Raw genomic sequence first — 24,008 nt, forward strand, 5'->3', positions numbered from 1 at the left:
GAAAGTGCAACAATTTTTTAATTTGAGTAAAAAGATTAAATTTTTTATTAAAAGTTTAATCGTTTGATAATCAATATTTATTAGTCTTGTTTGTAGAATATATTATCTAATAGTAGAGATATCTTTTAACCTATTTTTTATTTGTAAAAAGTGAGTTCAATAGTAATAAATTTTATTAAAAAATAATTACTTAACAAGAAAAACTCCTTTAACATATCGTGAATAAAAAGTAAACAAATGTTAAAAAGAAAACCTCTGTTTGTAATTTTTGTTTTTGTAAGTTTTTTTGGTGTTTTGTTATTAAATTGAAGATAAAGCTTTGTGATTCGTAAAAAATTAAGAAATTTCTTCTTTTGCATTGAGGAATTACTAGTTTTTCAAAACATAAATGGTCCTTTCGACTGGAAATAAGTGTAATTCAACGTTTTTATAAGTAGTTTATCGAGTAATGTAGCTAGTTATTAGGCGTTTATATACTTTCGCCGCACCAAAACTACCATGAATTATGCGACCATTTTTATGTCTTGAGCCGATTACTCAAATGGTTCAATCATTTTTTGAATTAAGAATAAAATCTCACTTCAGATTTTATTTTAATTCAAAATCCACTCCTCATATTTTTTCGTATGTCTTCTATATTCTGAAAACCACGATTGGTTTTACAGTTAACAATATTTGTATTCCTCAAATCTCATTTGCGTATGCGTAACTTTACTTTTAAAGATCTTAATTTACTTAGGTCATTTTTTATTGTTTTCCTACTTCTATTATCAAACACATCTTTGTTTGCGCAAATTTGTGGTACCCCTGGAGGTGATGGTCCTGTAACAGTATCAAGTTCTGTAAATACTTATTATCCTATTACAGGAAATGTTACGATGAATGCGGGATCTAAATCCATAGTGTTAAGCAAAGTACCGGCAACAGATGCGCATCTTAATAATTTTGGTGCGACTCCAATTTCTACAGGAGATTTGATTTTGATTATTCAAATGCAGGATGCTACCATAGATTATACAAATAGTACAAGTTATGGTTCCGGAACTGCAAATAGCGGCTTGGATGGCCTAGGTGGGACTGGTTTTACGGCTCTTGGTAATACTGGTGTTTTTGAATATGTTATTGCAACTAATAGTGTACCATTGACAGGAGGGAATTTAACATTTAAGGGAACTGGTACCGGCGGCGGTGTGCTTAATAGTTTTTTTAACGCAGATGCAACATCAACAAGTGGAAAAAGAACATTTCAAATTGTTAGAGTGCCGCAATATTCAAATTTAAACTTAACATCTAATATTACTACTCCACCTTTTAATGGAGTTGCGGGTGGTGTAATAGCTTTTAATGTTTCAGGTACATTCAATTTTGCCGGATATACGATTGATGGAACTGCTCGTGGTTTTAGAGGTGGTTATAGTCCTAGAGCAGACTCAGATCTAAATGATGCTAATACTTATGTGGGATTATCAACTAATAATAAAATTTCTGGAAAAGGAGAAGGAATAGCGGGAACACCACGCTATATGTGGGATGGATATAATCAAGTTGATAATTTAGTTGAAGGAATGCCGGGAGGATCTTCGGGAAGAGGAGCTCCAGCTAATGCAGGAGGAGGAGGTAATGATCATAATACAGGCGGTGGCGGTGGCGGTAATGGTGGATATGGAGGCTTAGGTGGTGCTGGCTGGCAAGGTGGTAATGGCAATATTCTTCCGGCAACAGGAGGAGGAAGACCGGGTTTTAGATCCTATCTTACAGCTGTTCCATTTCCAAGGCTTGTTATGGGCGGAGGCGGTGGAGCAGGTGATGCCAATAATGCTTCATCTGGCGTAAAAGGAGGTGTCGGTGGTGCCATTATTCTCGTTAATGCGGGTACGGTTTTAGGAACTGGTAATATTTATGCTAACGGTGGAAAAGGAGCACCTGGTGCTTATTCAGGTTCGCCTGACGGAGCTGGTGGTGGTGGAGCTGGAGGAACTGTATTATTAAATATTTCTAATGATAGTAATGCAACTATTAGAATAGAGGCGAATGGAGGTGATGGAGGAAATACAGAAAATGATAATAACAATGAGCATGGACCTGGTGGAGGAGGAGGTGGCGGAATTATTAGTCATAACCTTTCGGGTACAGTAAGTATAACTGCTAGTGTACTTGGTGGCGCAGCAGGTAAATCTAATGCTGGTAATGGAATCAATCATGGGGCCATCAGTGGGTCAGTTGGTTATGTGTCAACATTTACATTACAAGATGTTCCGCCAAATTTGCAGGTAAATTCAAATTGCTTTCCTATTCTTGAGACCAAAGTAAAAACTTTATCAACAACGTCAATTTGTAATTCCATTGATGAGAAAGTATCTTATGAGGTTCAGATAAAAAATACTGGGGTAGGAAATGCTGCAGGAGTATTTTTAGACTTTCTTTTTCCAGCAGGTATTGAATTTGATTCTGCTACAGCAACATATTCACTTGATGCTTCCGGGCCTTCTGGACCTTTGGCTAATAGTGCTACGGCAAATAATCCTTTATTTGGTGGATTTAATATCGCACAAAATGGAATTGTAACAATAACCTTAGTAGGGAAAGTTGCAACATCAATTACTGCCGGGACATATAGCTCTAATGCGCAGGCTTTATATCTTGATCCTACTCGTACAACTGCCGATCCAAATAGAAAAATAACACCATTTACAAATGCTTATGGAACGGTTAGTAAAAATTATGAAGGATTAAACCAATCTAATGTCCCGGGTACTAACTTTATTGGAACTAGTTCGACTGCAGATGATATAACAATACTAGCTTTGCCAACTGCGCCGACCGTTACAATTTTACAGTCAAGTTGTGCTACTCCAACAGGAACAGTAACTATACCAGTCAATGGTCCGGGAATAAGTTATACATTAACAGGAACAAGTCCTATAACGGCATCGATAACTAATGGTACAGGTCTTTTTTCAGGATTAGTTCCAGGCACTTATAAAGTAACTACAACAAATGCACAGGGATGTACTTCATCTCCCACTACTGGCATAGTTATAAATGCAGTTGCTGGCGCACCAACGACTACAGGGATATCAATTTGTCAGGATGGAACAGGTTCTTTAACAGTTTCTTCGTCATGTTTAATTTCGGAGAGCACAGGAGCGAAAATTGCTGTGGCAGGAGCGAGTGCAACTGCAGGAACCAATACACTATCCTGGGTAAATCCTGAAAAAATTACTTCGAATGATTCGAGTAATGCGACAGTTGCTGTCTCAAGTGGAGGGAGTTTTATAACTCATTATCTTCAAGGAACTAATTTTGGTTTTACAATTCCAACTAATGCTACAATAAAAGGTATTCAAGTATCAATTAGTCGTTTTAGTAGCGTTGATAGTAATAATAATAATGTAAAAGATAATGTTGTCAGTTTGATTAAGGCTGGATTCATTATGGGGGCAAATAGAAAAGTCACAAATAGTAATTGGTCAACTAGTTCTACGACTGTTATTGATTATGGAGGTACATCAGATTTATGGAGTGGGTCCTGGTCTCCTTCTGATATCAATTCGCCAGATTTTGGAATAGTATTATCTGCGAATATTAATAGGGGAAATGGAAATGGAAACGGTACTGTAACTGCATCGGTTGATTACATGCAGATTACTGTGAATTATACCGTGGGAGAAATTGAATGGTATACGACATCTTCTGGTGGAACACCAATTTATACAGGTTCTTCTTTTAATCCTGTAGGAGTTACTGGATCAGGTTTAATAAATACAAATACACCAGGAACAAAAACCTATTATGCTGCCTGTACTAGTGGCTCAAGTTGTAGAGCAGCTACAAATTTTGTTATTAATGCGAAACCAACAATAACAGGAACCACACCAGCTTCAAGATGTGATACAGGCACTGTGACATTGGAAGCTACAGCTTCATCAGGGACAATTAACTGGTATGCCGCTTCAACAGGTGGTTTATCATTAGGAACAGGTGCAAGTTTTACAACACCAAGTTTATCAACAACAACCAGTTATTATGTAGATGCAACGGAGAATGGTTGCACAACTGCGGCCAGAACTGCAGTTGTCGCTACGGTAAATACGTTACCAACTATAAATTCAACAACAGAAAGTTCTAGATGTGGGACGGGGACAGTAACATTAAATGCAACAGCGTCAATTGGAGCAACCATCAATTGGTATGCTGCTTCAACAGGTGGAACATCTTTGGGAACAGGGACGAACTTTACAACACCAAGTTTATCAGGTACTACTACATATTATGTTGGAGCTACTTCTGCTGAAGGATGTCCGACAGCATCAAGAATTGCAGTTGCAGCGGTTATAAACAATATCTCTACAATCACATTTACAAGTGGTACACAAAATCCAGCAGTTTGTGCAGCAACGGCAATTCCTAATACTGTTTATACTTTTGGAGGTAGTGCGACCAATGCTGTGGTAACTAATTTGCCTGTTGGATTAGCAGCTGCCGTTAACACTAGTGCAAAAACAGTAACTATTTCAGGAACTCCAACAGTGGGAGGAACTTATACAATAACAACTGTTGGCCATACTGCTCCTTGTGCGGCAGCTAAAATTACAGGAATTGTGACGGTAAATACTTCGGCAGCACCAATATTAAGTGCAATAACACAACCAACATGTACAGTAACTACAGGAAGTTTTACTATTACCAATTATGATGCTTCTTATACTTATATAATAACCCCATCAACAGGAGTTAGCAGAACGGGAAGTTCGGTTACAGCTCAGGCTGGTAATTATACCATTAAAGCGACGGTCAATAGTTGTGATTCGGCAAACACAGGATTTGCAATTAATGCACAACCTTCAATACCGGCAACCCCAACAATTTCAACATCTACGACTACTACATTCTGCTCCGGTGGAAATGTTGTGCTGACTTCATCTGCCGGCTCAGGTAACCAATGGTACAAGGATGGTACTTTGATTTCAGGTGCAACTGCTACTACATACAGTGCCACTGCAAGTGGAGTATATAGTGTTATTACCAATAACGGAGCCTGCTCAAGTGTGGCTTCAGCAGGAACTGCGGTAACGGTAAATCAGATTCCTGCAGTTCCAACACTAAGCGCTGTGACCCAGCCAACTTGTGCAACAGCAACAGGAAGTTTTACTATTGATAATTACAATGCGGCTTACACTTATACGATAACCCCATCCACAGGAGTAACACAAACTAATGGTACTGTTACAGCTCCGGAAGGGAGTTATACAATCAAAGCAACCTTGGGCGCTTGCAGCTCATCGGATTCAGTTGCCGCTGTTGTGAACGCGCAGCCATCAACACCTGCAGTTCCAACACTAAGCGCTGTGACCCAGCCAACATGTACAACAGCAACAGGAAGTTTTACTATTGATAATTACAATGCGGCTTACACTTATACGATAACACCATCCACAGGAGTAACACAAACTAATGGTGCTGTTACAGCTCCGGAAGGGAGTTATACTATTAAAGCCACAGCTAATGGTTGTGATTCTGTAAACATAGGATTTGTAATTGATGCTCAGCCATCAACACCTGCAGTTCCAACACTAAGCGCTGTGACCCAGCCAACTTGTGCAACAGCAACAGGAAGTTTTACTATTGATAATTACAATGCGGCTTACACTTATACGATAACCCCATCAACAGGAGTAACACAAACTAATGGTGCTGTTACAGCTCCACAAGGAAGTTATACAATCAAAGCAACACTGGGATCTTGCAGTTCATCTGATTCAGTTGCGGCGGTTGTAAACGCTCAGCCATCAACACCTGCAGTTCCAACACTAAGCGCTGTGACCCAACCAACGTGTACAACAGCAACAGGAAGTTTTACGATCGACAATTACGATCCGACTTACACTTATACGATAACCCCATCCACAGGAGTAACACAAACTAATGGTGCTGTTACAGCTCCACAAGGAAGTTATACAATCAAAGCAACACTGGGATCTTGCAGTTCATCTGATTCAGTTGCCGCTGTTGTGAACGCGCAGCCATCAACACCTGCAGTTCCAACACTAAGCGCTGTGACCCAACCAACGTGTACAACAGCAACAGGAAGTTTTACTATTGATAATTACAATGCGGCTTACACTTATACGATAATCCCATCCACAGGAGTAACACAAACTAATGGTACTGTTACAGCTCCACAAGGAAGTTATACAATCAAAGCAACCTTGGGCGCTTGCAGCTCATCTGATTCAGTTGCCGCTGTTGTGAACGCTCAGCCATCAACACCTGCAGTTCCAACCCTAAGCGCTGTGACCCAGCCAACATGTACAACAGCAACAGGAAGTTTTACTATCGACAATTACAATGCGGCTTACACTTATACGATAACCCCATCCACAGGAGTAACGCAAACTAGTGACGCTGTTACTGCACCGGAAGGGAGTTATACTATTAAAGCCACAGCTAATGGTTGTGATTCTGTAAACATAGGATTTGTAATTGATGCGCAGCCATCAACACCTGCAGTTCCAACACTAAGCGCTGTGACCCAGCCAACGTGTACAACAGCAACAGGAAGTTTTACCATTGACAATTACAATGCGGCTTACACTTATACGATAACCCCATCCACAGGAGTAACGCAAACTAATGGTGCTGTTACAGCTCCACAAGGAAGTTATACAATCAAAGCAACACTGGGCGCTTGCAGTTCAGCTGATTCAGTTGCTGCTGTTGTGAACGCACAGCCTACAACGCCTGCCGTACCAACGCTAAGTGCCGTCACCCAGCCAACGTGTGCAACGCCAACAGGAAGTTTTACTATTGACAATTATAATGCGGCTTACACTTATACCATAACGCCATCCACAGGAGTAACGCAAACTAGTGGTGCTGTTACGGCTCCTGAAGGAAGTTATACGATACAAGCAATATTGGGAGCTTGCAGTTCAGCAGCTTCAGTTGCGGCGATTGTGCATGCGCAACCTTCAACACCTGTTGTACCAACAGTAAGTGCTGTTACCCAGCCAAACTGTGCAACAGCAACGGGAAGTTTTACTATTGACAATTACGATACGTCTTATACTTATACAATAACGCCATCAACAGGAGTTACCAGAATTGGAAATTCCGTTACAGCTCCGGAAGGAAGTTATACGATACAAGCAACATTGGGAGCTTGTAGCTCATCGGATTCAGTTGCTGTTGTTGTGAATGCGCAACCTTCAACGCCGGTCGTACCAACACTAAGTGCTGTGACTCAGCCAACGTGTGCAACGCCAACAGGAAGTTTTACTATTGACAATTACAATGCGGCTTACACTTATACGATAACCCCATCCACAGGAGTAACACAAACTAATGGTGCTGTTACAGCTCCACAAGGAAGTTATACAATCAAAGCAACACTGGGATCTTGCAGTTCATCTGATTCAGTTGCCGCTGTTGTGAACGCGCAGCCATCAACACCTGCAGTTCCAACACTAAGCGCTGTGACCCAACCAACGTGTACAACAGCAACAGGAAGTTTTACTATTGATAATTACAATGCGGCTTACACTTATACGATAATCCCATCCACAGGAGTAACACAAACTAATGGTACTGTTACAGCTCCACAAGGAAGTTATACAATCAAAGCAACCTTGGGCGCTTGCAGCTCATCTGATTCAGTTGCCGCTGTTGTGAACGCTCAGCCTTCAACACCTGTAGTTCCAACACTAAGCGCTGTGACCCAGCCAACATGTACAACAGCAACAGGAAGTTTTACTATCGACAATTACAATGCGGCTTACACTTATACGATAACCCCATCCACAGGAGTAACGCAAACTAGTGACGCTGTTACTGCACCGGAAGGGAGTTATACTATTAAAGCCACAGCTAATGGTTGTGATTCTGTAAACATAGGATTTGTAATTGATGCGCAGCCATCAACACCTGCAGTTCCAACACTAAGCGCTGTGACCCAGCCAACGTGTACAACAGCAACAGGAAGTTTTACCATTGACAATTACAATGCGGCTTACACTTATACGATAACCCCATCCACAGGAGTAACGCAAACTAATGGTGCTGTTACAGCTCCACAAGGAAGTTATACAATCAAAGCAACACTGGGCGCTTGCAGTTCAGCTGATTCAGTTGCTGCTGTTGTGAACGCACAGCCTACAACGCCTGCCGTACCAACGCTAAGTGCCGTCACCCAGCCAACGTGTGCAACGCCAACAGGAAGTTTTACTATTGACAATTATAATGCGGCTTACACTTATACCATAACGCCATCCACAGGAGTAACGCAAACTAGTGGTGCTGTTACGGCTCCTGAAGGAAGTTATACGATACAAGCAATATTGGGAGCTTGCAGTTCAGCAGCTTCAGTTGCGGCGATTGTGCATGCGCAACCTTCAACACCTGTTGTACCAACAGTAAGTGCTGTTACCCAGCCAAACTGTGCAACAGCAACGGGAAGTTTTACTATTGACAATTACGATACGTCTTATACTTATACAATAACGCCATCAACAGGAGTTACCAGAATTGGAAATTCCGTTACAGCTCCGGAAGGAAGTTATACGATACAAGCAACATTGGGAGCTTGTAGCTCATCGGATTCAGTTGCTGTTGTTGTGAATGCGCAACCTTCAACGCCGGTCGTACCAACACTAAGTGCTGTGACTCAGCCAACGTGTGCAACGCCAACAGGAAGTTTTACTATTGACAATTACAATGCGGCTTACACTTATACGATAACCCCATCAACAGGAGTTACCAGAATTGGAAATTCCGTTACAGCTCCTGAAGGAAGTTATACGATACAAGCAACAGTGGGAGCTTGTAGTTCGGCAGCTTCAGTTGCGGCTGTTGTGAATGCTCAGCCTTCAACACCGGCTATACCAACACTAAGTGCCGTTACCCAGCCAACCTGTGCAACAGCAACGGGAAGTTTTACCATTGATAATTACGATTCGTCTTATACTTATACAATAACCCCATCAACAGGAGTAACACAAACTAGTGGTATTGTTACAGCTCCGGAAGGAAGTTATACGATTAAAGCAACAATGGGATCTTGCAGTTCAGCAGCTTCAGTAGCTGCTGTTGTAAACGCGCAGCCTTCAACACCAGCTGTACCAACGCTAAGCGCTGTGACTCAGCCAACCTGTGCAACAGCAACAGGAAGTTTTACGATTGACAATTACAATGCGGCTTACACTTATACTATAAACCCATCAACAGGAGTTACCAGAATTGGAAATTCCGTTACAGCTCCTGAGGGAAGTTATACGATACAAGCAACATTGGGAGCTTGTAGTTCGGCAGATTCAGTTGCTGCTGTTGTGAATGCGCAACCTTCAACACCTGTCGTACCAACACTAAGCGCCGTTACCCAGCCAACCTGTGCAACAGCAACGGGAAGTTTTACCATTGATAATTACGATTCGTCTTATACTTATACAATAACGCCATCAACAGGAGTTACCAGAACAGGAAATTCCGTTACGGCACCTGCTGGAAGTTATAAGATAAAATCAACATTGGGAGCTTGTAGTTCATCGGATTCGGTTGCTACTGTTGTTAATGCACAGCCTTCAACACCTGTAGTTCCAACCCTAAGCGCTGTGACCCAGCCAACGTGTACAACAGCAACAGGAAGTTTTACTATTGATAATTACAATGCGGCTTACACTTATACGATAACCCCATCCACAGGAGTAACACAAACTAATGATGCTGTTACAGCTCCGGAAGGGAGTTATACGATCAAAGCAACACTGGGCGCTTGCAGTTCAGCTGATTCAGTTGCGGCGGTTGTGAACGCACAGCCTTCAACACCTGTAGTTCCAACACTAAGCGCTGTGACCCAGCCAACGTGTACAACAGCAACAGGAAGTTTTACTATCGACAATTACAATGCGGCTTACACTTATACGATAACACCATCAACAGGAGTAACGCAAACTAATGATGCTGTTACAGCTCCGGAAGGGAGTTATACGATCAAAGCAACACTGGGCGCTTGCAGTTCAGCTGATTCAGTTGCGGCGGTTGTGAACGCACAGCCTTCAACACCTGTAGTTCCAACACTAAGCGCTGTGACCCAGCCAACGTGTACAACAGCAACAGGAAGTTTTACTATTGATAATTACAATGCGGCTTACACTTATACGATAACCCCATCCACAGGAGTAACGCAAACTAATGGTGCTGTTACAGCTCCACAAGGAAGTTATACGATCAAAGCAACACTGGGATCTTGCAGTTCATTGGATTCAGTTGCCGCTGTTGTGAACGCGCAGCCATCAACACCTGCAGTTCCAACACTAAGCGCTGTGACCCAGCCAACATGTACAACAGCAACAGGAAGTTTTACTATTGATAATTACAATGCGGCTTACACTTATACGATAACACCATCCACAGGAGTAACACAAACTAATGGTGCTGTTACAGCTCCGGAAGGGAGTTATACTATTAAAGCCACAGCTAATGGTTGTGATTCTGTAAACATAGGATTTGTAATTGATGCTCAGCCATCAACACCTGCAGTTCCAACACTAAGCGCTGTGACCCAGCCAACATGTACAACAGCAACAGGAAGTTTTACGATCGACAATTACAATGCGGCTTACACTTATACGATAACCCCATCAACAGGAGTAACGCAAACTAATGGTGCTGTTACAGCTCCACAAGGAAGTTATACAATCAAAGCAACCTTGGGCGCTTGCAGCTCATCTGATTCAGTTGCCGCTGTTGTGAACGCTCAGCCTTCAACACCTGTAGTTCCAACACTAAGCGCTGTGACCCAGCCAACATGTACAACAGCAACAGGAAGTTTTACTATTGATAATTACAATGCGGCTTACACTTATACGATAACCCCATCCACAGGAGTAACACAAACTAATGATGCTGTTACAGCTCCGCAAGGGAGTTATACGATCAAAGCAACACTGGGCGCTTGCAGTTCAGCTGATCCAGTTGCCGTTGTTGTGAATACGCAGCCATCAACACCTGCAGTTCCAACACTAAGCGCTGTGACCCAGCCAACGTGTACAACGGCAACAGGAAGTTTTACTATCGACAATTACAATGCGGCTTACACTTATACGATAACCCCATCCACAGGAGTAACACAAACTAATGATGCTGTTACAGCTCCGGAAGGGAGTTATACGATCAAAGCAACACTGGGCGCTTGCAGTTCAGCTGATTCAGTTGCGGCGGTTGTAAACGCACAGCCATCAACGCCTGCAGTTCCAACCCTAAGCGCTGTGACCCAGCCAACTTGTGCAACAGCAACAGGAAGTTTTACTATCGACAATTACAATGCGGCTTACACTTATACGATAACACCATCAACAGGAGTAACGCAAACTAATGATGCTGTTACAGCTCCGGAAGGGAGTTATACGATCAAAGCAACACTGGGCGCTTGCAGTTCAGCTGATTCAGTTGCGGCGGTTGTGAACGCACAGCCTTCAACACCTGTAGTTCCAACACTAAGCGCTGTGACCCAGCCAACGTGTACAACGGCAACAGGAAGTTTTACTATCGACAATTACAATGCGGCTTACACTTATACGATAACCCCATCCACAGGAGTAACGCAAACTAATGGTGCTGTTACAGCTCCACAAGGAAGTTATACGATCAAAGCAACACTGGGCGCTTGCAGTTCAGCTGATTCAGTTGCGGCGGTTGTAAACGCACAGCCATCAACGCCTGCAGTTCCAACCCTAAGCGCTGTGACCCAGCCAACTTGTGCAACAGCAACAGGAAGTTTTACTATCGACAATTACAATGCGGCTTACACTTATACGATAACACCATCAACAGGAGTAACGCAAACTAATGATGCTGTTACAGCTCCGGAAGGGAGTTATACGATCAAAGCAACACTGGGCGCTTGCAGTTCAGCTGATTCAGTTGCGGCGGTTGTGAACGCACAGCCTTCAACACCTGTAGTTCCAACACTAAGCGCTGTGACCCAGCCAACGTGTACAACAGCAACAGGAAGTTTTACTATTGATAATTACAATGCGGCTTACACTTATACGATAACCCCATCCACAGGAGTAACGCAAACTAATGGTGCTGTTACAGCTCCACAAGGAAGTTATACGATCAAAGCAACACTGGGATCTTGCAGTTCATTGGATTCAGTTGCCGCTGTTGTGAACGCGCAGCCATCAACACCTGCAGTTCCAACACTAAGCGCTGTGACCCAGCCAACATGTACAACAGCAACAGGAAGTTTTACTATTGATAATTACAATGCGGCTTACACTTATACGATAACACCATCCACAGGAGTAACACAAACTAATGGTGCTGTTACAGCTCCGGAAGGGAGTTATACTATTAAAGCCACAGCTAATGGTTGTGATTCTGTAAACATAGGATTTGTAATTGATGCTCAGCCATCAACACCTGCAGTTCCAACACTAAGCGCTGTGACCCAGCCAACATGTACAACAGCAACAGGAAGTTTTACGATCGACAATTACAATGCGGCTTACACTTATACGATAACCCCATCAACAGGAGTAACGCAAACTAATGGTGCTGTTACAGCTCCACAAGGAAGTTATACGATCAAAGCAACACTGGGATCTTGCAGTTCATCGGATTCAGTTGCCGCTGTTGTGAACGCGCAGCCATCAACACCTGCAGTTCCAACCCTAAGCGCTGTGACCCAGCCAACGTGTACAACAGCAACAGGAAGTTTTACTATTGATAATTACAATGCGGTTTACACTTATACGATAACCCCATCAACAGGAGTAACGCAAACTAATGGTGCTGTTACAGCTCCGGAAGGGAGTTACACTATTAAAGCCACAGCTAATGGTTGTGATTCTGTAAACATAGTATTTGTAATTGATGCTCAGCCATCAACACCTGCAGTTCCAACACTAAGCGCTGTGACCCAGCCAACATGTACAACAGCAACAGGAAGTTTTACGATCGACAATTACAATGCAGCTTACACTTATACGATAACCCCATCAACAGGAGTAACACAAACTAATGGTGCTGTTACAGCTCCGGAAGGAAGTTATACAATCAAAGCAACACTGGGCGCTTGCAGTTCAGCTGATTCAGTTGCCGCTGTTGTGAACGCTCAGCCTTCAACACCTGCAGTTCCAACACTAAGCGCTGTGACCCAGCCAACGTGTACAACAGCAATAGGAAGTTTTACTATTGATAATTACAATGCGGCTTACACTTATACGATAACCCCATCCACAGGAGTAACGCAAACTAATGGTGCTGTTATAGCTCCACAAGGAAGTTATACAATCAAAGCAACACTGGGCGCTTGCAGTTCAGCTGATTCAGTTACCGCTGTTGTAAACGCTCAGCCATCAACACCTGCAGTTCCAACACTAAGCGCTGTGACCCAGCCAACTTGTGCAACAGCAACAGGAAGTTTTACTATTGATAATTACAATGCGGCTTACACTTATACGATAACCCCATCAACAGGAGTAACGCAAACTAATGGTGCTGTTACAGCTCCACAAGGAAGTTATACGATCAAAGCAACACTGGGATCTTGCAGTTCATCGGATTCAGTTGCCGCTGTTGTGAACGCGCAGCCATCAACACCTGCAGTTCCAACCCTAAGCGCTGTGACCCAGCCAACGTGTACAACAGCAACAGGAAGTTTTACTATTGATAATTACAATGCGGCTTACACTTATACGATAACGCCGTCAACAGGAGTAACACAAACTAATGGTGCTGTTACGGCACTGGAAGGGAGTTATACTATTAAAGCCACAGCTAATGGTTGTGATTCTGTAAACATAGGATTTGTAATTGATGCGCAGCCTTCAACACCTACAGTTCCAACCCTAAGCGCTGTGACCCAGCCAACATGTACAACGGCAACAGGTACCATCACTGTAACGGTTCAAAATGCATCAGATATTTATAGTTTTGATAATGGACAAAATTTTCAGGCTAGCAATTCTAAATCAGGTTTTATCTCGGGTACTTACTATGTAATTATTAAAAATGCAGCAGGATGTAATTCAATTGCTGAATCAGTAATTATAAATGCAAAACCAAATTGCGCGCCGACGGCAATCGATGATAATATCATAGCTATTGAAGATACGTTGTTCACTTCAACAGTAAACCTGACAGCCAATGATACTGATGTTAATCTGGACGTGCTTACTCTAGTTGCAGGAACATTCACTACAACCCAGGGTGGAAAATTGATATTGGCAGCTGATGGTTCTTATACCTATATGCCTGCTGCAAACTTCCATGGCACCGATACGGTAAATTATACTCTAAGCGATGGTATCCTGACGGATATCGGAACTCTTACTATAACGGTAACGCCTCTAAACGATGCTCCTGTAGCGGTTGATGATACCAATTCAACAGATGAAGATGTAACCTTAACAGTTACGGTAAATTCACCAAATAATTTATTGGCTAATGATACAGATGTCGATGGCGATATATTGACAGTAAGTCAATTTGCTATTGGATCAACAATTTATACAATTGGTAGTACAGCTAATTTAATTGAAGGAAGTCTAACTATAAATGCGAATGGTAGTTATGTTTTTGTGCCGAAACCAGATTATAATGGATCAGTACCAAAAGTGATATATACTATTACAGATGGAACCAATTCTGCGACAGGAAATTTATTTATTACAGTAAATCCGGTCAATGAATTGCTAATAATAAATGATGATACGGCAACTTCAATTGTAGGATTAAATCACGCAACGACTGTATTAAATGTTCTTGGAAACGATACCAAAGGAGGATTACCAATAGTAATATCAGAAGTGACAATCACAGAAACGGTTGTTGATCCAACAGGGTTTATAAAATTGAATTCAGATGGTACAATTATTTTAAAAGCCAATGCTCCGGCGGGAACTTATATTTTGACCTATCAGGTATGTGAATTAAACACAACAAATTGTGCAACTGCAACAGCAACAATAACAGTTATTGCACCAGTTATTGATGCGGTAAAAGAAATAACAGCTCCAATAAATGGAACGATCGGAGGAACAACAACTTCATTAGTGTCAAATGATACTTTAAATGGCGGTCCAGTTGTCATCGGAACAAATCCTGGACAAGTTAGTCTTAGTCCAGTGTCAGTTCCGACTGGACTTACACTAAATGCAGATGGTAGTATAAAAATAGATGCAGGAACTCCTGCAGGGGCCTACAATGTAGAATATAAAATCTGCGAAGTAAATAACCCAACAAATTGCGATAGCGTAATTTCAGAAATTGTAGTAACAGCAGGTGTTTTACAGGCTAATACTGATATAATAGGATCGGTAGTTGGAATCAATCAGCCAACAACACTTGTGAATGTTTTTACAAATGACACTAACAATGGTTTACCGATTGTAGCTTCAGATATGATTCTTTCTGTAATAACAGAAGATCCAACAGGGTTTATTACATTAAATTCAGACGGAACAGCAATTTTAGGAGCAAATGCACCAGCTGGAACATATGAATTGATATATCAGATCTGTGAAAAGTTAAATCCGACAAATTGTAGTTCAGCCTCTATTAAAGTAACGGTTACAGCGCCAACAATGACAGTAACGGCTAATAGTTATTGTTCTAATGATGTTCCATATGTGTCGTATACCGTAGCGGCTGATAATTTTACGCCTAATAGTTTATTGACAATAAATTGGATAGATAGCGCAAACAATGTTGTGGCTACTCAAACAAATTTACCATTGACAGGAAATGTTTTATGGCCAGGTGCAATTGTTGACAATAACGGAATTGGAATTGATTGGCCAGGATGGTTGTTGACAAATGGTCAATGGGTTGAGGGTGCAGATGGATTTGAAAACACCAGAGCCGGGGTAACAATGCAGTTTTCATTAAACCCTACAGTAAATGTAGCTGTAAATTATCCTCCTGCAACAGCACAGTGTAATGCAAGGCCAACATTTGCAATAAAAGCAAATAATGATATTGCTGGACCAATTGATAGTGATAAAGGACAAAGTGCCACTATAGATATATTTGATAACGATACATTAAATGGTTCTGTTGTGAATCCTGCAAATGTTGTTTTAAGTACTGTGGTTGCAAATCCTAATTTGAACTTGAAAGCTGATGGTTCAATTGAGATAAAGCCTGGAACTCCTACCGGGAATTATCAACTAACCTATCAAATTTGTGATGCTCTAAATGTATCTAATTGTAGTCAGGCAATTGTAACCGTTTCAGTAGTAAATGTAACAGATCCTGACCCAACACCGGTAAAACAAATTGTCGCTACGAATGATACAGCAACAAATGTTGATGGTATAAATGGAGAACTTGAATTTATAAATGTTCTGGATAACGATTTGTTAAATGGCATCAAAATTAATCCGAATGATATTGTAATTTCTAACATTCCGCAAAGTCCTTATTTTGAATTTAATTTAGATGGAAGTGTAAATGTAAAACCAAATACTCCGGGAGGAAATTATACCCTAATTTATCGAATTTGTGAAAAAGCAGATTTGTCTAACTGTATTACTGCAGCATTAAATGTTTTTGTTGAAGTTCCGGCCATTGCAATCATTAAAATAGCAATATTCAATGATGAAAATGGAAATGGAGTTGCAAATGCAGGTGAAACCATCTCGTACAAATTTAAAGTGACAAATACAGGTAACGTTCCTTTGGTTGGAATTACAATTACAGATGCTTTAGCAGGTATTACGCTTTCTGGACAGGCAATTAATTTAGCTCTAAATGAATCTGACGAAACTAATTTTTCAGCTCAATATAAAATTACACAAGATGATATCAACCACGGAAGTGTGAGTAATCAGGCAACTGTTAAAGGGCAAAGCGGAAGAGGTGTTATTGTCGAGGATAAGTCGGATGATTCAAATAATTTAGAAGATAAGCCTACAGTTTTACCTTTAAATGGCTGTCAGATCAAAGTTAGTAATGCTTTCTCTCCAAATGGAGATTCAAAAAACAGCAGATTCTATATTCAGGGATTAGAATGTTACCCTGACAATACGGTTGAAATCTATAACCGTTGGGGTGTCTTAGTATATGACATTGATCATTATAATAATGAAGATAGAGCTTTTATTGGAATCTCAGCTGGACGTGCAACCATAAAAGAAACGGATGGCCTTCCTGTCGGAACCTATTTTTATATTCTGAAATATAAAGACAGCGAATCAAAACCACATGAATTATCAGGTTACTTATATATTAATAAATAAAAAATGATAAACGGTTTAGTTTGTAACTAAGCCGTTTTTAAAGCTTATTAAATGAAAAGATTAATTTTCTTAGTGTTTGTATTTTTTTCAGTTCTATGCTCGGCGCAACAGGATGCTCAGTTTACACAATACATGTATAACACTATTTCAGTTAATCCTGCCTATGCAGGATCACGTGGTGCATTAAGTGTTTTTGGTTTATACCGTACGCAATGGATAGGACTTGATGGTGCACCTGAAACCGGTACTTTTTCAATAAATACACCTTTAAATAACAGTAAGTTAGGATTGGGGGTTTCGTTAGTAAATGATAAAATAGGACCAACAAATGAAAATACACTTTCAGCTGATTTATCCTATAGTGTACCTACTTCTGAAACATTCAAACTTTCTTTCGGAATAAAAGCCACCGCAAATCTTTTTAATCTTGATGTCAGTAAGTTAAGCTTCGAAGATCAGGATGATCCTCAATTTCAGGGTTTAGATAATAAATTTACGCCCAATATTGGAGCAGGTGTTTACTGGCATTCTGATAGAGCTTATTTAGGATTTTCTATTCCTAATTTTATAGAAACAAATCGTTATGAAGATAATGACACAGCAATTTTCAAAGAAAAAATCAACTATTATTTCATGGCAGGGTATGTTTTTGATCTTAATTATGATATCAAATTCAAACCAGCATTGCTTACTAAAATGGTTCAGGGTGCCCCTTTACAGGTTGATGTTTCAGGTAATTTTATGTTTTACGAAAAATTTACGGTAGGTCTTGCTTATCGCTGGAGTGCTTCGTTAAGTGCTATGGCTGGTTTTCAGGTTTCAGACGGTTTATATATAGGTTATGGATACGATCATGAAACCACTAATCTTAGAAAATACAATTCAGGATCACACGAAATTTTCCTTCGTTTCGAGTTTTTTAATAATTATAGCAAAATGATATCTCCAAGATTCTTTTAATTTATAACTACAATGAGAATTAAAAAATTAAATTATACGATTTTCTTTTTATGCTTTTTTTTCAAAATAAATGCTCAGACAATAAATACAAAATTTGCTGATAAACAATATGATGATTATGCTTACGCAGATGCAATAAAAGCATATGAAAATATTGTAAACAAAGGTACAATGGATGAGAAAATTGTACAGCGATTGGGTAATTCTTACTATTTTACTGGCGAATTGCAAGAAGCCTTAAAGTGGTATGACGAGTTGTTTAAAATGAATGAAAAACAAGAAGCTGAATATTTATATCGATATTCACAATGTCTTAAATCTGATGGGAATTATCGTAAAGCAGATGAAGTTTTAGTGAAATTTAATGAAAAATCGGTATCAGACAAAAGAGCAGATTTAATAAGAAAGGAGAAAAATTATTTAGAAGATATAAAATCAAATTCAGGCCGATACGAAATTGCGGATGCCGGAATGAATTCTTCTTATTCTGATTACGGAAGTGCCGTGTATGATAATAAAATCATCTTTACTTCTGCCAGAGATACTGGCGGTGTTGCTAAAAATAGTTTCAAATGGACAAACAAAGCATTTTCCAGATTATATGTGGCCGAATTAATGCCTGATGGAAATGTAAGCGAACCAGAATTTTTTATCAAAAAGAGAAATGTAAAATACAATGAGTCAACTCCTGTTTTTACAAAAGATGGCAGAACGATGTATTTTACCCGAAACAATTTTGTAGATGGAAAGAGAGGAAAAAATAAAGACCAAGTAACATTATTAAAATTATTCAGCGCTAATTTAGTAAATGGAAATTGGGAAAATGTCAAAGAACTTCCTTTTAATAGCGATCAATACAGTACAGCACATCCAGCTTTAAGTATTGATGAAAAAACGCTATATTTTGCTTCAGATATGCCAGGAACATTAGGGCAATCAGACTTATATAAAGTAAGTATTAACGCAAATGGAACTTATGGAAACCCAGAAAATTTAGGCCCTTCAATCAATACTGAAGAGAGAGAAACTTTTCCTTTTATCTCTCAAGAGAATGAACTCTATTTTGCTTCTGACGGACGACCGGGCTTAGGAGGACTTGATATTTTTGTTTCGAAAATAAAAGATGATAGAACTTTTGATGAAGTTCAAAATGTTGGAGAACCTATAAATGGCAAACATGATGATTTTGCTTTTGTAATCAATAGCAAAAACAGAAATGGTTATTTCTCTTCAAACAGAATTAGCGGACATGGTTTGGACGATGTTTATCGATTTACAGAAACTAGAAAACTATTGTGCGAACAAGATTTAGCTGGATCAATAACTGACGCCGAATCAAATGAATTGCTTTCTAATGCTTCTTTGACTTTACTTGATGACAATTTTAATGCTATTTCGACTATTGTTTCTGATGAAAAAGGGAAGTATGTTTTTCCGAAAATAAAATGCGGTAAAAAATATAGTATAAGAGCTTCTAAAAGTGATTACGGAATAAAAGAAATTCCAGTTACAATAAAGAAGGTAAACGGATCAACAATCCTGGAGATTGTAATGGATAAAACCTTTAAGCCAATGACGGCAAAAGCGATTGAAGTAAAGAAAGTCTCTGTTAGTCCAGTCAAGATTGGAGCAATAAAAGTGGGAACGGATTTGGCAAAATTACTCCATATTCCGATGAACTTTTTTGACCTGGGTAAAGCGACTATTAAAAAAACGTCAGAACCTCAATTACAAAAAATAGTAGATATATTAAATCAATATCCAGCTATAAAACTTGATATACGTTCTCATACAGACTGCAGACAATCCGATGAGAATAATATGATTTTGTCTGAGAAGAGAGCGCAGTCTACTAAAAGCTGGCTAGTTCAGAAAGGAATTGATGAAAGTAGATTAAGGGCAAAAGGATATGGAGAAACCAAGTTAGTTAACCAATGTGCTGATGGTGTAAAATGTACCGAAAAACAACATGAACAAAACAGACGAAGCGAATTTATAATTACAAATTTGTAAATTATCTTTTTAATCAATAAAAAACCTTTCTAAACTTTAGAAAGTCTTTTTTGCTTGTTGTAAGATATTGAAAATAAAATATGTTGTGTTTTTTGCAAAAAAACTTTAGAATTGGGTCTTTTATTTGCTGGAAAGTTTTGAAAAAGCAAAATATGATGTATTATATTTAAAATGAATAAGTTAACTCTTAAAAAACGGCATTGACTGTTATTTACGTGTATTTTTTTTTAACTTTATAGTCCTAAAATTTTTCAGATATGACTGTAAATCAAATACTAAACGCGAAAGGTAAAAATGTTTATTCCGTACTTTCAACAACTACCGTGTACGAAGCATTAAAAGTAATGGGAGAAAAAAACATAGGGGCTATCCTTGTGATTGATGGAACCGACTTAAAAGGAATACTTTCTGAAAGAGATTATGCCCGAAAAATTGTTTTAAAAGACAAATCCTCAAAAGAAACCTTTGTGCATGAAATTATGGAAAGCAACGTTTTTTCAGTAAATCTTTCAAACAATATTGAGGATTGTATGGAGCTGATGAGTACAAAAAGAATCAGACATTTACCGGTTTTAGAGGATGAAATTGTGGTGGGAATTATCTCAATTAGCGATGTTGTGAAAGCAATTATCGAAATTCAAAAAGACACAATTAATCATTTAAACTCTTATATTTCACAGTAATTCAAGTTTAAAAATAAAGTTTATTAAATAGTCCAAATTGTCTTGGACTATTTTTTTTTGCCTTTTATAAAATGTTATTTTAACAAAAGAAACCTATAAAAACACGCCATTTTAAAACAAGACTTATATCTTTGTAAGCTAGAATAAAAGCTAAAAATAATGAACAAAGAGAGTAAAAGAAGAGAAGCGTTACTGTACCATTCAGAACCAACTCCAGGAAAAATTCAGGTAGTTCCAACAAAAAAATATGCAACCCAAAGAGATTTGTCTTTGGCTTATTCGCCAGGTGTTGCAGAGCCGTGTTTAGAAATTGCAGCAAACGTAGATGACGTTTATAAATATACAGCAAAAGGAAATTTAGTTGCCGTTATCTCAAACGGTACAGCTGTTTTAGGTTTAGGAAATATCGGTCCGGAAGCCTCTAAACCAGTAATGGAGGGAAAAGGATTACTCTTCAAGATATTCTCTGATATTGACGTTTTTGATATTGAAGTTAATACAGAAAATGTTGAAGAATTTATTCAGACGGTAAAAAATATTGCTCCAACTTTTGGAGGAATCAATCTGGAAGATATTAAAGCGCCGGAATCTTTTGAAATTGAAAGAAGACTGGTTGAAGAATTGGATATTCCGGTAATGCATGATGATCAGCACGGAACAGCAATTATCTCTTCAGCAGCTTTAATCAATGCGCTTGAATTAGCAGGGAAAAAGGCAGAAGATGTAAAAGTAGTAGTTTCTGGAGCAGGTTCGGCTGCGATAGCTTGTACTGATTTATATGTTCTATTAGGCGTAAAAGTCGAAAATATTAGAATGTTTAATAGTAAAGGACTTTTGACAAAAGACAATCCTTCACTATCAGACTTGCAATTAAAATATGCTGTTGATGGCCCTAAAATAGAATTAGCCGAGGCTGTAAACGGAGCTGACGTTTTCATCGGTTTATCTTCAGGAGACATTCTTTCGCCTTCAATGTTATTGACTATGAAGGATAATCCGATTGTCTTTGCAATGGCAAATCCAAATCCGGAAATCGATTATAATTTAGCTGTAGAAACACGAAAAGATGTTATTATGGCTACAGGGCGTTCAGATTTTCCTAATCAGGTAAATAACGTTTTAGGTTTTCCATATATTTTTAGAGGAGCCTTAGATGTTAGAGCGACAAAAATTAACGAAGCTATGAAAATGGCTGCTGTAAAAGCATTGGCAATATTGGCTAAAGAACCAGTTCCAGAACAGGTTAACGTAGCTTATGGCGCAACAAAATTAGGTTTTGGTCAGGACTACATTATTCCTAAACCATTTGATCCAAGGTTAATTACTATCGTGGCTCCCGCTGTTGCAAAAGCAGCAATGGAATCTGGAGTTGCAAAAAATCCTATTACAGACTGGGCAGCTTATGAAGATGTGCTTCGTGAACGTATGGGGAATGATAATAAAATGGTTCGTTTGATGACAAACCGTGCTAAAATGGATCCAAAAAGAATTGTTTTTGCAGAAGCAGATCAGTTAAACGTTTTAAAAGCAGCACAAATTGTTCATGAAGACGGAATTGGTTTCCCAATTTTATTAGGAAATAAAGAAGTTATCTTAGAACTTAAAGAAGAGTTAGGTTTTGATGCTGAACTTGAAATCATCGATCCTAAAACTAACGAAGAAGAGCCAAGAAGAAATAGATTTGCTAAATCCTATTGGGAAACAAGAGAGAGAAGAGGTGTTTCGTTATTAGATGCTCAAAAATTTATGCGTGAAAGAAATTATTTCGCTGCCATGATGGTTAACGAAGGTGAAGCAGATGCTTTAGTGACCGGGCATACAAGAAGTTATCCAAGCGTTGTAAAACCAATGTTACAATTAATTGAAAAAGCACATAATGCTTCATTAGTTGCAACTGCAAATATGATGTTGACATCTCGTGGTCCAATGTTCTTGTCAGATACTGCAATTAATATAAATCCTTCTGCTGAAGATTTGATTAATATTGCAATTATGACGGCAAAAACTGCAAAAATGTTTGGAGTTGAGCCAGTTATAGCAATGGTTTCTTATTCTAATTTTGGATCTTCAACAAGTCAGAGTGCTTCAAAAGTTAGAGAGGCAGTAGCTTATTTGCATAAAAATCATCCGGACCTAATTGTTGATGGAGAAATTCAGGCAGATTTTGCTTTAAATCAGGAAATGCTTGCAGAGAAATTTCCATTTTCTAAATTAGCTGGAAAGAAGGTAAATACCTTAATTTTTCCTAACTTAGAGTCGGCTAATATTACTTATAAACTATTGAAAGAATTGTATAAAGTAAATTCAATTGGGCCAATCATGATGGGTATGGGTAAACCGGTTCACATTTTCCAATTAGGCGCAAGCGTTGAAGAAATGGTTAATATGGCTGCAATTGCAGTGATTGATGCTCAGGAAAAAGCCAACAAAAAAAATAAGTTAGCTAAATAGTCAATATAATAAGGATCAAATAATATTGTCTTATTTTTATTGCATTTTTATTATATTTGATACCATAAATTATACTATGATAGCACATTTGCAGGGAAAGTTAGTTGAAAAAAATCCCACAGAAGTTGTAATTGATTGTGGTGGAGTGGGATACCATGTAAATATTTCTTTACACACCTTTTCATTAATCCCTAATGCTGATTTTATAAAATTGTATACGCATCTTCAAATCAAAGAAGATGCGCATACATTATTTGGTTTTGTTGAAAAATCAGAGCGTGAAATATTTAGAATGTTGTTATCTGTTTCGGGCATCGGAGCTAATATTGCGAGAACAATGTTATCTTCAATCGAGCCAAGACAAATAATAAATGCTATTGCTTCAGGAGATGTCGGTTTAATTCAGTCAATTAAAGGGATTGGAAATAAAACTGCACAGCGTGTTATACTTGATTTGAAAGAAAAAGTGTTAAAGTTATACGATTTAGATGAAGTTTCCGTTGTTCAAAACAATACAAACCGAGATGAAGCGTTATCTGCTTTGGAAGTTCTGGGTTTTGTTCGAAAAACTTCAGAAAAAGTAGTGGAAAAGATCGTAAAAGAAGATCCCGAAGCTACCGTTGAGACCATTATCAAAAGAGCCTTGAAAAGTCTGTAA

6 protein-coding genes are annotated in these 24,008 nt (G+C 39.0%); all 6 read left to right on the top strand.

The window, feature by feature from the left end; genetic code table 11:
• Nucleotides 1–701: 701 nt before the first annotated feature.
• The 6 genes from AC3ITQ_RS08305 to ruvA all read left to right on the top strand — a co-directional run bounded on the left by AC3ITQ_RS08305 (nt 702) and on the right by ruvA (nt 24,008).
• Nucleotides 702–17,243 (top strand): Ig-like domain-containing protein, encoded by a 16,542-nt coding sequence (locus AC3ITQ_RS08305; RefSeq protein WP_489237973.1) that lies wholly within the window; start codon nt 702–704, stop codon nt 17,241–17,243.
• A gap of 51 nt (nt 17,244–17,294) precedes the next feature.
• Entirely contained in the window at nt 17,295–18,203 is a 909-nt protein-coding gene (locus tag AC3ITQ_RS08310) for a PorP/SprF family type IX secretion system membrane protein (protein WP_489237975.1), read from the top strand.
• Between the two features lie 12 nt (nt 18,204–18,215).
• Nucleotides 18,216–20,216, top strand: a complete 2,001-nt coding sequence (locus AC3ITQ_RS08315; RefSeq protein ID WP_489237976.1) for an OmpA family protein — start codon at nt 18,216–18,218, stop codon at nt 20,214–20,216.
• Nucleotides 20,217–20,473: 257 nt separating this feature from the next.
• Nucleotides 20,474–20,899, top strand: a complete 426-nt coding sequence (locus AC3ITQ_RS08320) for a CBS domain-containing protein (RefSeq protein ID WP_072975513.1) — start codon at nt 20,474–20,476, stop codon at nt 20,897–20,899.
• 159 nt (nt 20,900–21,058) lie between these two features.
• Entirely contained in the window at nt 21,059–23,350 is a 2,292-nt protein-coding gene (locus AC3ITQ_RS08325) for an NADP-dependent malic enzyme (RefSeq protein WP_489237978.1), read from the top strand.
• 76 nt (nt 23,351–23,426) lie between these two features.
• A complete protein-coding gene (gene ruvA, locus AC3ITQ_RS08330; protein ID WP_194657951.1) occupies nt 23,427–24,008 on the top strand; it encodes a Holliday junction branch migration protein RuvA in 582 nt (193 codons plus the stop codon).

It is taken from the genome of Flavobacterium sp. KH_001 (assembly GCF_057840745.1).

Excerpts from the sequence above, each read along its gene's own strand:
- AC3ITQ_RS08305 (WP_489237973.1), top strand. The coding sequence starts at position 702 with ATGCGTAACTTTACTTTTAAAGATCTTAATTTACTTAGGTCATTTTTT.
- AC3ITQ_RS08310 (WP_489237975.1), top strand. The coding sequence starts at position 17,295 with ATGAAAAGATTAATTTTCTTAGTGTTTGTATTTTTTTCAGTTCTATGC.
- AC3ITQ_RS08315 (WP_489237976.1), top strand. The coding sequence starts at position 18,216 with ATGAGAATTAAAAAATTAAATTATACGATTTTCTTTTTATGCTTTTTT.
- AC3ITQ_RS08320 (WP_072975513.1), top strand. The coding sequence starts at position 20,474 with ATGACTGTAAATCAAATACTAAACGCGAAAGGTAAAAATGTTTATTCC.
- AC3ITQ_RS08325 (WP_489237978.1), top strand. The coding sequence starts at position 21,059 with ATGAACAAAGAGAGTAAAAGAAGAGAAGCGTTACTGTACCATTCAGAA.
- ruvA (WP_194657951.1), top strand. The coding sequence starts at position 23,427 with ATGATAGCACATTTGCAGGGAAAGTTAGTTGAAAAAAATCCCACAGAA.